Source organism: Streptomyces sp. NPDC058246 (assembly GCF_042881985.1).
GTDB lineage: Bacteria > Actinomycetota > Actinomycetes > Streptomycetales > Streptomycetaceae > Streptomyces.
Genome location: NZ_JBHVWZ010000002.1, coordinates 191,668 through 205,882, shown reverse-complemented (window position 1 = coordinate 205,882; position 14,215 = coordinate 191,668). Strand labels below are relative to the sequence as shown.

The following is a 14,215-nucleotide window of genomic DNA, read 5'->3' as shown; positions in this document are numbered from 1 at the left end:
AGTCCGTACGAGCCAGAGTCCGTACGAGCCAGAGTCCGTACGAGCCAGGGTTCCGTACGAGCCAGAGTCCGTACGAGCCAGAGTCCGTACGAGTCAGGTTCCGTACGAGCCAGAGTTCCGTACGAGCGCGTCCCCTCGAGGTAGGGAAAACCCCCGCCTCAAGACGCCGACCCGCTCCATGGTCCGTGGGCCTCGCTGACAGCAGGCTTGAGGTACGAGCCAACGAGCTGGACGAGCTGGACGAGCTGGACGAGCTGGACGAGACGAGTAGAACGGACGGGACCGATGGCCACGGAGTACGGACAGGGATACGGGCACCGGAGCGGGTCCGGATCCCACGGGGCGGGCGCCGGTGAGCGGCGGCACCGTCTCCCGGCCCCGCTGCGAGCGCCGATCGAGGCCCGCAGCTGGCGCGAGTTCGGCTATGTGATGCTGAGCCTGCCGCTCGGGATCATGATGTTCAGCTACGCCGTCACGATGTTCGCGCTCGGCGCCGGCCTGCTGATCACCTTCCTCGGCGTACCGGTGCTCGCGGCGGCGCTGGCCGGCTGCCGTGGCTTCGGCGCGCTGGAGCGGGCGCGGGCGCGCCGGCTGCTGGGGCTCGAGGTCTCCGAGCCGGAGCCGCTGCGGATGAAGCGGCACGGGGCGATGGCATGGATGGGGGCGGTCCTCAAGAGCGGCGCGTCATGGCGGCATCTGCTGTACTCGGTGATCCAGTTCCCGTGGTCGGTGTTCTCCTTCGTGGTGGCGCTGAACTTCTGGGCGTACGGCTGGGCGCTGCTGACGTATCCGTTGTGGTTCTGGCTCTTCCCGATGTACGGCGGTCAGGGCGGCCTTCAGCTCTACGGCGATGAGACGCACGCCATCTATCTCGACAACCCGTTCGAGATCACGGTGACCGCGCTGGTGGGGCTGCTCTTCACGATGGCCACCCCGTGGATCGTGCGGGCGCTGACGACCGTGGACCGGCTGATGGTGCACGGGCTGCTCGGCCCGTCGCGGCTGGCGACGCGGGTGGTCGAGCTGGAGTCCGACCGGGGCGTCGTGATCGACACGGCCGCCGCCGATCTGCGGCGCATCGAGCGCGATCTGCACGACGGCGCGCAGGCCCGGCTGGTCAACCTCGCGATGGGCCTCGGCCTGGCCAAGGAGAAGCTGACCGAGGATCCGCAGGCCGCGGCGCGGATGGTGGACGAGGCCCACGGCGAGGTGAAGACGGCGTTGCAGGAGCTGCGCGATCTGGCCCGGGGCATCCACCCGGCCGTGCTGACCGACCGCGGGCTCGACGCGGCGCTGTCCGCGGTGGCCTCGCGGTGCACCGTGCCGGTGGGGGTCGACGTGGATCTGTCGACGCGGCCCGCTCCCGCGATCGAGGGGATCGCGTACTTCACGGTCTCCGAGCTGCTGCAGAACATCAGCAAGCACGCGCGGGCCACGCGCGCCACGGTGGACGTCTGGCGGGTCGACAACCGGCTGATGATCCAGGTCACCGACGACGGGGTGGGAGGCGCCGATGTCTCCGGCGGGTCGGGGCTGGCGGGGCTCGCGGAGCGGCTCGACGCGGTGGACGGGATCCTGGTGGCCGACTCTCCCGTGGGTGGACCCACACGCGTGACCGCGGAGCTGCCCTGGCGGGGGTGAACGGGGCGGTCGAGGGCGGGCAGGGGCGGCGGGGGCGGGCAGGGGCGGCAGGGGCAGCAAAGGCGGCAGGGGCGAAATAACCCGGCCCCCGGCCCCCGGCCCCCGCCGCCCCTACCCGCTCCCCTACCGCCCCCTACCCGTCCGTATCCGGCGGGCTCCGCCACCAGACACCCGTATCGGCCTGGATGATCTCGAGCGTCGGCCGCGGCGTCGAAACCGCCACCCGTGGCCCTTCGGCCCGTCGGGCGAGGCCGAAACCCCCCACAGCCTCGAACGCCGGACAAGCCGAAGCCGAAGCCGAAGAGATCCTCCACACCCCTATTCCCGCTCCCTGGGGCGCAGGGCGGCCCCAATGCTGGAATGCTGGGGGCTGCCGTACGAGCGGGGAGAAACCCGGCGCGAGCCGGGGAGGGCTGTGGGGGGCCGAACATCGTGGAGGACAGGGTGCGGGTGGTCATCGCCGAGGATTCAGTGCTGCTGCGGGAGGGCCTGACCCGGTTGCTGACCGACCGCGGGCATGACGTCGTGGCCGGTGTCGGCGACGGCGAGGCGCTGATCAAGACCATCACCGAGTTCGCGGCCCAGGACGCGCTGCCGGACGTCGTCGTCGCCGATGTGCGGATGCCGCCGACGCACACCGACGAGGGTGTCAGGGCCGCGGTCCAGCTGCGCAAGGCGCACCCCGGGCTCGGCGTGCTCGTGCTGTCGCAGTACGTGGAGGAGCAGTACGCCACTGAACTGCTCGCCGGTTCGAGCCGGGGCGTCGGCTATCTGCTCAAGGACCGGGTGGCCGAGGTGCGCGAGTTCGTGGACGCGGTGGTGCGGGTGGCCCAGGGGGGTACCGCCCTCGACCCCGAGGTCGTGGCCCAGCTGCTCGGCCGCAGCCGCAAACAGGACGTGCTGGCCGGGCTGACCCCGCGCGAACGGGAGGTCCTGGGCCTGATGGCCGAGGGGCGGACGAACTCCGCCGTCGCCCGCCAGCTCGTCGTCAGCGACGGAGCCGTCGAGAAGCACGTCAGCAATATCTTCCTGAAGCTGGGCCTGTCCCCGAGTGACGGGGACCACCGGCGTGTTCTGGCAGTGCTCACCTACCTGAACTCATGATCAGCTGACACTGTGTCAGTTGCAGTGGCTCAGAAACCAGTGGTTTCGGTAGCGGCCCTGAAACCAGCGATGGAGGCCCAGAAACCAGCGGTGGAGCGGAGAGCGTCTTTCACGGAAAGACCGGGGGGCGGGTAAATCATGACAAGTCAGGGCGTCCGGCCATCTCAAAATGGTGTCCATCATGCGAATGGCCACGGGAAGGCCACCCTTACCGACGTAGGGTTGAAAGTGGGAGGGCCTGCGGGAAGGCCGCTCCCAGACAGCCGCCTCGAGGGAGGTCCAGTTCAGTGACCAGCCAGGTCAGTAGCCCAGCGGAGCAGGCCGATGGAGCCGTCGTAGGAGAACAGCGCAAACCGGCGGGGGCGAAAGACGTCCGCCGGCTCGACCGGGTGATCATCCGGTTCGCGGGGGACTCCGGTGACGGTATGCAGCTCACCGGTGATCGCTTCACTTCCGAGACGGCATCCTTCGGCAACGACCTCTCGACCCTTCCGAACTTCCCCGCCGAGATCCGAGCGCCCGCAGGCACCCTGCCGGGCGTTTCGTCGTTCCAGCTGCATTTCGCGGACCACGACATCCTCACCCCCGGCGACGCGCCGAACGTCCTGGTGGCGATGAACCCGGCCGCTTTGAAGGCGAACATCGGCGATGTGCCGCGCGGCGCGGAGATCATCGTCAACACGGACGAGTTCACCAAACGGGCGATGCAGAAGGTCGGCTACGCCGCCAGCCCGCTGGAGGACGGCTCTCTGGACGGCTACAGCGTCCATCCCGTCCCGCTCACCACCATGACGGTCGAGGCGCTCAAGGAGTTCGCGCTCTCCCGCAAGGAGGCCGAGCGCAGCAAGAACATGTTCGCGCTGGGCCTGCTGAGCTGGATGTACCACCGCCCGACCGAGGGCACCGAGAAGTTCCTGAAGACGAAGTTCGCGAAGAAGCCCGACATCGCCGCCGCCAACATCGCCGCGTTCCGCGCGGGTTGGAACTTCGGGGAGACGACGGAGGACTTCGCGGTCTCCTACGAGGTCGCGCCGGCCGCCCAGACCTTCCCGACCGGCACCTACCGCAACATCTCCGGGAACCTCGCCCTGTCGTACGGCCTGATCGCGGCCTCCCGCCAAGCGGACCTGCCGCTCTACCTCGGCTCGTACCCGATCACCCCGGCCTCGGACATCCTGCACGAGCTCAGCAAGCACAAGAACTTCGGCGTACGGACCTTCCAGGCCGAGGACGAGATTGCGGGCATCGGGGCGGCACTGGGCGCGGCCTTCGGCGGCTCCCTCGCGGTGACCACGACCTCCGGTCCGGGCGTGGCCCTCAAGAGCGAGACGATCGGCCTCGCCGTGTCGCTGGAACTGCCGCTGCTCGTCATCGACATCCAGCGCGGCGGCCCCTCCACCGGTCTGCCGACCAAGACCGAGCAGGCCGACCTGCTCCAGGCCATGTTCGGCCGCAACGGCGAGGCCCCGGTCCCGGTGGTCGCGCCGCGCACCCCGGCCGACTGCTTCGACGCCGCGCTCGAAGCGGCCCGTATCGCCGTCACCTACCGCACCCCCGTGTTCCTGCTGTCCGACGGCTACCTGGCCAACGGCAGCGAGCCCTGGCGCATCCCGGAGACCGACGAACTCCCCGACCTGCGCGTGCAGTTCGCCCAGGGACCGAACCACACCCTGGACGACGGCACCGAGGTCTTCTGGCCCTACAAGCGCGATCCGCAGACCCTCGCCCGCCCATGGGCGATCCCCGGCACGCCGGGCCTCGAGCACCGCATCGGCGGCATCGAGAAGCAGGACGGCAGCGGCAACATCTCCTACGATCCCGCCAACCACGACCTCATGGTCCGCACCCGCCAGGCCAAGATCGACGGAATCGACGTCCCGGACATCGAGGTCGACGACCTCACCGGCGACGCCGACACCCTGGTTCTGGGCTGGGGTTCGACCTACGGCCCCATCACCGCCGCGGTACGCAGACTGCGCACCGCCGGCGAGCACATCGCCCAGGCCCACCTGCGCCACCTCAACCCCTTCCCGCGGAATCTGGGCGAGGTGTTGAGGCGTTACGACAAGGTGGTGATCCCCGAGATGAACCTCGGCCAGCTCGCCACGCTCATCCGCGCGAAATACCTGGTGGACGCGCACTCGTACAACCAGGTGAACGGAATGCCGTTCAAGGCTGAGCAGCTCGCCACGGCTCTCAAGGAGGCCATCGATGGCTGAGACGTCCACGGAAGGCACGGGCACGATCGAGTCGCTTTCGCTCGTTCCCAAGGCCGAGGCCAGGCAGTCCATGAAGGACTTCAAGTCCGATCAGGAAGTGCGCTGGTGCCCCGGCTGCGGTGACTACGCGATCCTCGCGGCGGTCCAGGGCTTCATGCCGGAGCTGGGTCTCGCCAAGGAGAACATCGTCTTCGTCTCCGGCATCGGCTGCTCGTCCCGCTTCCCGTACTACATGAACACGTACGGCATGCACTCCATCCACGGCCGCGCCCCCGCCATCGCGACCGGACTCGCGTCCAGCAGGCGCGACCTGAGCGTCTGGGTCGTCACCGGCGACGGCGACGCCCTCTCCATCGGCGGCAACCACCTCATCCACGCCCTCCGCCGGAACGTGAACCTGAAGATCCTGCTCTTCAACAACCGGATCTACGGACTCACCAAGGGCCAGTACAGCCCCACATCAGAAGTCGGCAAGATCACCAAATCGACGCCCATGGGCTCCCTGGACGCCCCCTTCAACCCGGTGTCCCTGGCCATCGGCGCGGAGGCGTCCTTCGTCGCCCGGACGATCGACTCCGACCGCCAGCACCTCACCGGCGTCCTCCGGCAGGCCGCCGCCCACCCCGGCACGGCCCTCGTCGAGATCTACCAGAACTGCAACATCTTCAACGACGGCGCCTTCGAAGCCCTCAAGGACAAGCAGCAAGCCGAGGAAGCGGTCATCCGCCTGGAACACGGGCAGCCCATCCGCTTCGGGACCGACGGGACACGCGGCGTCGTCCGCGACCGGACGACCGGCGACCTCAAGGTCGTCACCGTCACTCCGGACAACGAGAGCCAGATCCTGGTCCACGACGCCCACTCCGCGTCCCCGACCACCGCCTTCGCGCTCAGCAGACTCGCCGACCCCGACACCCTGCACCACACCCCCATCGGCGTCCTCCGCTCCGTCGACCGGCCCGTCTACGACACCCAGATGGCCGACCAGCTCGACACCGCCATCGAGCAGAACGGCAAGGGCGACCTCGCCGCGCTGCTGGCGGGCGGGGACACCTGGACGGTCGTCGGCTAGCCGAAGGACGGTCGACCGCCGGCCGCAGGACGGCCGAGGCCACCGAAGCGCTGGTTCACGAGGCCCGGGTGCTCGCCGCCCGGGCCTCGTCGTATGCGCGACGGGCCTTCTCGACGTCGTCCATCCGGTCCGAGGTCCAGATCGCGAGCGCCTTCACCTGCGCGGCGGCCTCGCGGCCGAGGTCGGTGAGCGAGTAGTCGACGCGGGGCGGGATGACCGGTTTGGCGTCGCGGTGGACGAGGCCGTCGCGCTCCAGGGTCTGCAGAGTCTGGGTGAGCATCTTCTCGCTGACCCGCCCGATGGCGCGGCGCAGCTCGCTGAAGCGGTACGGGCGCTCCAGGAGCTCGATCAGCACAAGCACGCCCCAGCGGCTGGTCACATGCTCCAGGACCAGGCGGTACGGGCACATCGCCTCGCCGGCGTCGTACTTGCCGATTGCTGTCTCACTGCTGACCGCTGTCTCACTGCTGACTGCCGTCTTACTGCTGACTGCTGCTCTGGTACTTACGGCCATGCCAGTACCTTACTTCAAAGTGGGTACTTTCAGAGAGTTAGTGCCACCCTTATGGTGAGTGACAGACCCGCCACCCCATAAGGAGTTGTTTCAGACATGAGCATCGTCGTCACCGGAGCCACCGGAAACCTCGGCCGTCTCGTCATCGAGGGGCTGCTGGAGAAGGTCCCGGCGGACCGGATCACCGCCGTGGTCCGCGACCGGGAGAAGGCCGCCGGTTTCGCGGCGCGCGGCGTGCGGATCGCGGTCGCCGACTACAACGCGCCCGAGACCTTCGACGGTGTCATCTCCGCCGGAGACAAGGTGCTGCTCATCTCCGGCAACGAGTTCCACCTCGGCCGCGTCGCCCAGCACCAGGTCGTCCTCGACGCCACCAAGGCCGCCGGGGCCGCGCTCCTCGCGTACACCAGCGCCCCCGGCAGCCTGACGGCCGCCCTGGCCGACGACCACCGGGCCACGGAGGAGGCCGTGCTGGCCTCCGGTCTGCCGTACTCCCTGCTGCGCAACGGCTGGTACAACGAGAACTACACGGAGAACCTCGCCCCCGTCCTCGAGCACGGCGCCGTCGTCCAGGCCGCCGGCGAGGGCCGGGTCGCCTCCGCCGCGCGGGCCGACTACGCGGCCGCCGCCGTGGCGGTGCTGACCGGCGAGGGCCACGAGAACACGACGTACGAGCTGAGCGGCGACACCTCCTTCGGCTTCGCCGAGTACGCCGCCGAGATCGCCGAGCAGTCCGGCAAGGAGATCGTCTACAACGCCGTTCCCGTCGAGGTGTACACCGGCATCCTGACCGGCGCCGGACTGCCCGAGGGCCTCGCCGCCATCCTGGCGGGCGTGGACACGTCCATCGAGCAGGGCGAGCTGGCCGTCACCACCGGCGACCTGTCCCGCCTGACCGGCCGCCCGACCACCCCGATCACCGAGTCGATCAAGGCGGCGCTGAAGGGCTGACCTTCCGGAGGGGGCCGGGCCCACTCCCCCCGGGCCTCGGGCGCCTCCCTCCGCCCCCTCACTTGTCATGACCGTATGGCGATACGGGCATGACAGGCGGGGGTGCTCGGCGCTACCTTCTTCCAGGCTGCTCCGCCGCACGGGAGCGGCCGTCGCACGAGAGGGAGACGCCGGTGGCCGGGAAACCGAAGGGCGAACAGCACATAGGTCTGTTGAACGGCTTCGCGGCGTACGGCATGTGGGGGCTGGTCCCTCTCTTCTGGCCGCTGCTGAAGCCCGCCGGCGCGGCCGAGATCCTCGCCCACCGGATGGTGTGGTCCCTCGCGGTGGTCGGTGTCGCGCTGCTGGTGATGCGGCGCTGGGCCTGGGCCGGCGAACTGCTGCGCCGGCCGCGCAAGCTGGGTCTGATCACGATCGCGGCGGCGGTCATCACGGTGAACTGGGGCGTCTACATCTGGTCCGTGAACAGCGGCCACGTGGTGGAGGCGTCGCTCGGCTACTTCATCAACCCCCTCGTCACCATCGCGATGGGCGTGCTGATCCTGAAGGAACGGCTGCGGCCGGTGCAGTGGGCGGCCGTCGGCGTCGGCTTCGCCGCCGTCCTCGTCCTCACGGTCGGTTACGGCCGCCCGCCGTGGATCTCCCTCTGTCTCGCCTTCTCCTTCGCCACGTACGGACTGGTGAAGAAGAAGGTCAACCTCGGGGGCATCGAGTCGCTCGCCGCCGAGACCGCGATCCAGTTCCTGCCCGCGCTGGCCTATCTGCTGTGGCTGGGATCGACCGGCGACGCGACCTTCACCACGGAGGGCTCCGGGCACGCGGTGCTGCTTGCCGCGACGGGCCTGGTGACCGCCGTCCCGCTCGTCTGCTTCGGCGCCGCCGCGATCCGCGTCCCGCTCTCCACCCTGGGGCTCCTCCAGTACCTGGCCCCCGTTTTCCAGTTCCTGCTCGGCATCCTCTACTTCCACGAGGCCATGCCGCCCGAGCGCTGGGCCGGGTTCGCGCTGGTGTGGCTCGCCCTGTCGCTGCTCACCTTCGACGCGCTGCGCACCGCCCGCCGCACGGCCCGCACGCTCAGGGCCGCGACCAGGGCCCCCAGGACGACCATCGCCACCGGCACCGTCAGCGCCGCGCGGAACGCCAAGAGCGTGACGTCAGGATCCACCCCCGCCACGGCGGGACCGGCCCCCGAGACGGCCGGAGCCGAACCCGTCACGGCGGAACCCGAACCCGTGACAGCCGGCCCTTCCCCCGTACCGGCCGGCCCCGACCCCACGGACGCCAAGCCGTAGACAGCGGTCACCGCCGAGATCCCGATCGCCGAGCCGAACTGCGTGGCCGTGTGCAGCAGCCCGCTCGCCAGGCCCTGCTCCTCCTCCGCCACCCCGTCCGTCGCCGCGATCGTCAGCGGCCCGTAGGCGAGGGCGAACGCGGTCCCCGCGATGATCAGCGTCGGGAACATCGCCGCGTACGACCAGTCCGCGCCGACCGGCAGGAACAGCCCGTACGCGACGACGGCGAGCACGAAGCCCCCGAGGACCACCTTGGCGTTGCCGTACCGCCGTACGAGCTTCGGGGTGAGCGTGGGCGCCAGTACCGCGTCGCAGCCCATCACGATCAGCGCGACCGCCGTCTGGAGCGCCGACCAGTCGCGCAGCTCCTGCAGGTAGAGCGTCACGATGAACTGGAATCCGAAGAAGGCGCCCACGAAGAGCAGCGCACCGAGATCGGCGCGGACCACCGAGCCCGTACGGAGGATGCCGAGGCGTACGAGGGGTGCGGGGCTGCGCCGCTCCACGACCACGAAGGCGAGGCCGAGGAGCAGCGCCGCGAGCGCCGTCCCCGCCGTCGACGGCCAGCCACGCAGGCCGTGTTCGAGGCGGATCACCGCGTAGGCGGCGAGCAGCATGGCGCCGGCGGCGGTGACGGCTCCGGTCAGGTCGAATGCCTTTCCCTCGGCGGTACGGGGACGGGGGCGCCCCTGCGACACGGGGATGAGCCTCGTCGCCGTGAGCAGGAGGGCGCCCGCCAGCAGGACCGGGGCGAAGAACACCCAGCGCCAGCCGAGTTGGGTGAGCAGGCCACCGATGACCAGGCCCAGCGAGAAGCCGCCGGCCGCGGTGCCCGCGAAGACCAGCAGTGCCTTGTCGCGCTGGGGGCCCTCCTCGTACGAGGTGGTGATGAGGGACAGCGCGGCCGGGGTCATGAACGCGGCGGAGACGCCCGTCACGAAGCGGGCGAGGATCAGCGTCCAGCCCTCCGTGGCGAAGCCGCCGAGGCCCGAGAAGGCGAGGAAGACCGTCAGCGAGGTCAGGAACATCCGGCGGCGGCCGAGCAGGTCCGCGGCGCGACCGCCGAGGAGGGTGAACCCGGCGTAGCCGAGGACGTACGCGCTCATCACCCAGGCCGCCGTGCCGGTCGGCAGATCGAGGTCGGCTCTGATGGAGGGGATGGCCACGGCGAGCATGGCGACGTCGGTGCCCTCCAGGAAGATCGTTCCGCACAGGACGAGGAGGAGGGCCCGGTCCCGGGCGCCCATGCGGATATCCGTGCCTGCGGGCAGGCGGGTGCCCATGGTGAACTCCCTTGGATCGGGGGGAGGTTACGCGACCGAGGGTCAGTTCCCTCTTGTAACCGCCCTCAGCCTGCGGCAGCATCGGCAGGCATGGAAGAAGGCACTTCTAAGTCACCGAGTAACTGCGCGAGCACCGTGGGCGTGGACTACGGGGACGCGGATCCCTTCCAGTGGGACGTCCGCGAGGACTGCCAGGTGAGGCAGATCCTGGATCGCGTCGCCGACAAGTGGTCACTGCTGGTGATCGCCCTGCTGGAGCGGCGCGTGCTCCGCTTCACGGAGTTGCGGCGGGAGATCGACGGGATCAGCCAGCGGATGCTGACGGTCACCCTGCGGCAGCTCGAGCGGGACGGGCTGGTGAAGCGGACGGTGCATCCCGTGGCCCCGCCTCGGGTGGAGTACGAACTCACCGCGTTGGGCGGCACGTTGCATCACACGATCCAGGCGTTGGTGACGTGGACGGAGGAGCACCAGGGGGAGGTCGCGGCGGCGCGGGCCGCGTATGACGCGCGCGAGTCCGAGGAGCCTCTCGCCCCCGCCGCCCCCGCCCCTTCCCGTCATCTGGCGGCACCGCCCCCCAACCCTTCAACGGCCTGAACGGCCTTGCCCCCGGACGCGGGACAGGCCGGAAATCCGCCCGGGCGATTCCCTTGCCCGCCCGCTCACGCAAGCACTACAAGTGGTCACCATGACGCCCACGAACCTCCCGCCCACTCCCCTGCACTGGAAGCTCGTCATCGACGCGGCCGACCCGCACGCCCAGGCGGACTTCTGGGCCGCCGCGCTCGGTTACGAGGCCGAGGACAACAGCACGTTCGTCGAGCGGCTGCTGAGCCTCGGCGCGCTGCCCGCCGAGGCCACCGTCGACTTCCACGGCCGCCCGGCCTTCCGGGACCTGATCGCCGTACGGCATCCGGACGACCCGTACGACAAGGAGCGCGGCACCGGCCTCGGGCGACGGCTCCTCTTCCAGCGCGTACCGGAGCCGAAGACCTCCAAGAACCGGATCCATCTCGATCTGCACCCGGGCGAGGGCCGGCGCGCGGACGAGGTCGAGCGGCTGGAGGGGCTGGGGGCGAGCGTGCTCCGGCGGGTGACGGAGCCGGCGGGCGAGTGGGTGGTGATGGCGGATCCGGAGGGCAATGAATTCTGCGTGCACTAGAGAGGCCTGAGGGGGCCAGGCACTGGGGAGGCCTGACGGGACCAGGCGGCGGCGAGGCCCGAGGGGGCCAGGCACTGGGGATCCCTGACGGACCCAGGGGCGGCGAGGCTGAGTGGGCCAGGCGGCGGCGAGGCCTGAGGGGGTCGGGCGACGGCGAGGCTGAGGGGGCCAGAGAGGCCTCCCCACTCTGGAGGCCACGACCACTAGACCCATCCGATATACGAACCCCCTGTCCAAATACCGCTCTTGACGGAGAGTTAGTCACACGTTCACCATCCAGGCACCCCATTCACTGTGGAATCCCTGTGACTCCCCATGGAATTCGGAGCCCCCCACATGAAGCTCTCCGTTCCCGTGCGTGCGATCGGCGCTGCCGGTGTCGCCTCCGTCGTCGCTGCCGCCGCGCTCGTCACCTCCGGTGCGACAGCCGACGCGGCGCCCGGGTCTGCTCCCGCGCGCATGCCCGCCCCCGCGTCCGCGGCCGCCGCGCCCGATATCCCGGTGGCCAACGTCAAAGCCCATCTCGCACAGCTGCAGTCCATAGCCACCGCCAACGGTGGCAACCGGGCGCACGGCCGCGCCGGTTACAAGGCCTCCATCGACTACGTGAAGGCGAAGCTGGACGCCGCCGGGTTCACCACGACCCTCCAGCAGTTCACGTCCTCCGGCCGCACCGGGTACAACCTGATCGCCGACTGGCCCGGCGGCGACACCGGCCGGGTCGTCATGGCGGGGTCGCACCTCGACAGCGTGACGGCGGGGCCCGGTATCAACGACAACGGGTCCGGATCGGCGGCGATCCTGGAGACCGCGCTGGCCGTCTCCCGAGCGAAGTACCAGCCCACCAAGCATCTGCGATTCGCCTGGTGGGGCGCGGAGGAGCTGGGCATGGTCGGCTCGAAGTACTACGTGAACAGCCTGGCCACCGGGGACCGTTCGAAGATCAGCGGCTATCTGAACTTCGACATGATCGGCTCGCCGAACCCCGGCTACTTCGTCTACGACGACGATCCCGCCATCGAGAAGACCTTCAAGAACTACTTCGCGGGCCTCGGTGTCGCGACGGAGCCGGAGACCGAGGGCGACGGCCGCTCCGACCACGCGCCCTTCAAGAACGCGGGCATACCCGTCGGCGGCCTGTTCAGCGGCGCGGACTACATCAAGACCACGGCCCAGGCCGCGAAGTGGGGCGGTACGGCGGGCAAGGCCTTCGACGCCTGCTACCACTCCTCCTGCGACACGGCGTCGAACATCAACGACGTGGCGCTGGACCGGAATGCGGACGCGCTGGCGTATGCGGTGTGGGAGCTGTCCTCGTAGCTTGCCCTTGCCCCTGCCCTTGCCCTTGTCGTTGCCCTTGTCCTTGTCGTTGCCCGCGCTGGGCCAACTCGCGTGCGGCGGACGAGCGTTCCGCCGTGAGGGCGTGTGCGGCGGCCGGTGTGGCGCCCGAGCGCATACGGGCCGCCACGGCCGTCGGCACCCGCGCACCCACGGCGACGTCGGCCGCGACGCGGGAGCGCAGGGCGCCGACCGTGGCCAGGTGATGCCGCAACTGCTCCGGGGTGAGCGTCTCGACCGGGACGCTCACCGCGGCGCGTACGGCGGCGGGGTGGGCCGGGAGGGGAGCGGCGCCCCGGGGCGCGGTGCGGAGCGTGGCGCGGGTGCGGGGGCCGCCGGGCCGGCGTGTGCGCCAGCTCATCGTGCCGGTGAGCTCGTTGACGTACACCTCGACGCGCGTACGCGGTTCTTGGGGACGCGGTTCGCCGGGACGCGGTCTCCTGGAACGCGCCGATCGACTGCGGGCCGCTTCGGCCCGGTCGCGCCCGCGGGCACGGGCGCCGGTGTGGGCGTGATGGTCACTGTCCATGGGCTCGGGGGCTCTGGTGGTAGGGGTTGTCGGCCAGGACGCGGGCGCGTTCGGCGAGGCGGCCCATGCGGGTGCGGGCCGACTCGAGCTGCTCGATGTCGTCGGCGGCGGGGCCGCCGTCGGCTGTGAGCTCGGTCCACACGCCGATCAGGTCGCGGCCGAGGTGCAGGCCCTGCAGGGGGTCGCGGACGGCGCGCCAGGCCGCGGCCGCGCTCTGCACGTTGCCGTACGCGGCGCGCGGGTCGCGGTGGCGCCGGCGGACTCTGGCGAGGTCGAGGGACAGATGGAACGACCTGAGCGCGTCTCCGGCCAAGTACGCGATGTACGCGGTCAGTTCACGCAGCTTGAGCACCTCCGGGTGCTCCTCGCCCAGCGATCGCGCCGCCTCCGCGACGGCCCGCTCCGCCATGCCCGCGGCCGCTTCGATCCGGCCCATCTTCACGGCCTCGTTGATCTGCGCCACCGGCTCCGCCAGGAACACCGCCGCGCCCTCGTTCTCCTCGGCCGGACTCGGCGCCAGCACCGCTTCGGCGACCGCGTCGAAGCCCCGAACGGGAGCGGGCTTCGGCTCCGGCTCCGGTTCGGGCTCCGAATCCATCAGGAACATGGCCTCCGTCGCGGGGGCCGCCTTGCGCACGGGAGCGGGTTCGGCCACCGGAGCCGGCCCGAACTCCCCCGTCGGAGCCGCCGCGCCCCCGGCCGCCGACTCCGGCACCGCCCGCAGCACATGCGTCGCCGCACCCCCAGGCAGAGGCTCGGCCTCCGGCACCGCCCGCAACACGAAGGTCGACGGAGTGGGTGTGCCGGGCTCGGGGGCGACGGGGGGTGCCGGGTGGCGCACCGGCTCCGTGGCCGGAGCGGGGGGCGCGGGCGGGCGTACGGGCTCGGGTGGCGGGCTGGTGTGCGCCGGGGCACCTACGTGCCCAGGTGCTGGGGCCGGGGGCTCCGGCGCCCGCACGGGTTCTGGTGCCGGGGGCTCCGGCGCCCGCACGGGTTCCGGTGCCGGGGGCTGGACGGCACTCGTGGGAACCGGTGCCGGGGTGGCGGACGCTCCGGCACCCGTCGGCGCAGGCGCCGGCCCAGCGGACGCTGCCGGGCTCACCGACTGCG

11 protein-coding genes and 1 pseudogene are annotated in these 14,215 nt (G+C 70.7%); 9 read left to right on the top strand and 3 right to left on the bottom strand.

Going from position 1 to position 14,215, the window contains the following annotated elements:
- The first annotated feature begins 285 nt into the window (after positions 1-285).
- From ACFVXA_RS03410 to ACFVXA_RS03395, 4 genes are all read left to right on the top strand, one after another.
- A complete protein-coding gene (locus tag ACFVXA_RS03410; RefSeq protein WP_383736354.1) occupies positions 286-1,641 on the top strand; it encodes a sensor histidine kinase in 1,356 nt (451 codons plus the stop codon).
- A gap of 444 nt (positions 1,642-2,085) precedes the next feature.
- Complete coding sequence (locus tag ACFVXA_RS03405) at positions 2,086-2,745, top strand: response regulator transcription factor (RefSeq protein ID WP_362019020.1); 660 nt, start codon at positions 2,086-2,088, stop codon at positions 2,743-2,745.
- A 287-nt stretch (positions 2,746-3,032) separates the two neighbouring features.
- Entirely contained in the window at positions 3,033-4,964 is a 1,932-nt protein-coding gene (locus ACFVXA_RS03400; protein WP_362018742.1) for a 2-oxoacid:acceptor oxidoreductase subunit alpha, read from the top strand.
- Positions 4,957-6,036 carry a 2-oxoacid:ferredoxin oxidoreductase subunit beta gene (locus tag ACFVXA_RS03395; protein WP_362018740.1) on the top strand — a complete coding sequence of 360 codons (1,080 nt, stop codon included), beginning with the start codon at positions 4,957-4,959 and terminating at the stop codon, positions 6,034-6,036. Before ACFVXA_RS03400 ends, ACFVXA_RS03395 begins: the two co-directional genes overlap by 8 nt.
- Before the next feature lie 55 nt (positions 6,037-6,091).
- Here ACFVXA_RS03395 and ACFVXA_RS03390 read toward each other — a convergent pair whose 3' ends face one another.
- A complete protein-coding gene (locus ACFVXA_RS03390; protein ID WP_362019017.1) occupies positions 6,092-6,445 on the bottom strand; it encodes a helix-turn-helix domain-containing protein in 354 nt (117 codons plus the stop codon).
- Between the two features lie 201 nt (positions 6,446-6,646).
- Between ACFVXA_RS03390 and ACFVXA_RS03385 the strand changes: the two genes are divergently transcribed.
- On the top strand, positions 6,647-7,501 hold the full coding sequence (locus tag ACFVXA_RS03385) for an SDR family oxidoreductase (protein WP_390023668.1): 855 nt from the start codon (positions 6,647-6,649) through the stop codon (positions 7,499-7,501).
- 173 nt (positions 7,502-7,674) lie between these two features.
- Positions 7,675-8,793 (top strand): EamA family transporter RarD, encoded by a 1,119-nt coding sequence (gene rarD, locus ACFVXA_RS03380; protein WP_384024789.1) that lies wholly within the window; start codon positions 7,675-7,677, stop codon positions 8,791-8,793.
- A gap of 80 nt (positions 8,794-8,873) precedes the next feature.
- Here the strand turns inward: rarD and ACFVXA_RS03375 are convergent.
- A pseudogene (locus tag ACFVXA_RS03375) lies at positions 8,874-9,968 on the bottom strand (MFS transporter); the annotation flags it as partial.
- 198 nt (positions 9,969-10,166) lie between these two features.
- On the opposite strand from ACFVXA_RS03375, the gene ACFVXA_RS03370 reads away from it, so the two are divergent.
- From ACFVXA_RS03370 to ACFVXA_RS03360, 3 genes are all read left to right on the top strand, one after another.
- Complete coding sequence (locus ACFVXA_RS03370) at positions 10,167-10,673, top strand: winged helix-turn-helix transcriptional regulator (protein ID WP_390023666.1); 507 nt, start codon at positions 10,167-10,169, stop codon at positions 10,671-10,673.
- A 91-nt stretch (positions 10,674-10,764) separates the two neighbouring features.
- Positions 10,765-11,238 carry a VOC family protein gene (locus ACFVXA_RS03365; RefSeq protein ID WP_362018733.1) on the top strand — a complete coding sequence of 158 codons (474 nt, stop codon included), beginning with the start codon at positions 10,765-10,767 and terminating at the stop codon, positions 11,236-11,238.
- Between the two features lie 336 nt (positions 11,239-11,574).
- Positions 11,575-12,558, top strand: coding sequence for a M28 family metallopeptidase (locus tag ACFVXA_RS03360; RefSeq protein ID WP_362018731.1), 984 nt, complete (start codon positions 11,575-11,577; stop codon positions 12,556-12,558).
- A 536-nt stretch (positions 12,559-13,094) separates the two neighbouring features.
- On the opposite strand, the gene ACFVXA_RS03355 is transcribed toward ACFVXA_RS03360, so the two are convergent.
- Entirely contained in the window at positions 13,095-13,946 is an 852-nt protein-coding gene (locus tag ACFVXA_RS03355) for a hypothetical protein (protein ID WP_384024785.1), read from the bottom strand.
- Between the last annotated feature and the right edge of the window lie 269 nt (positions 13,947-14,215).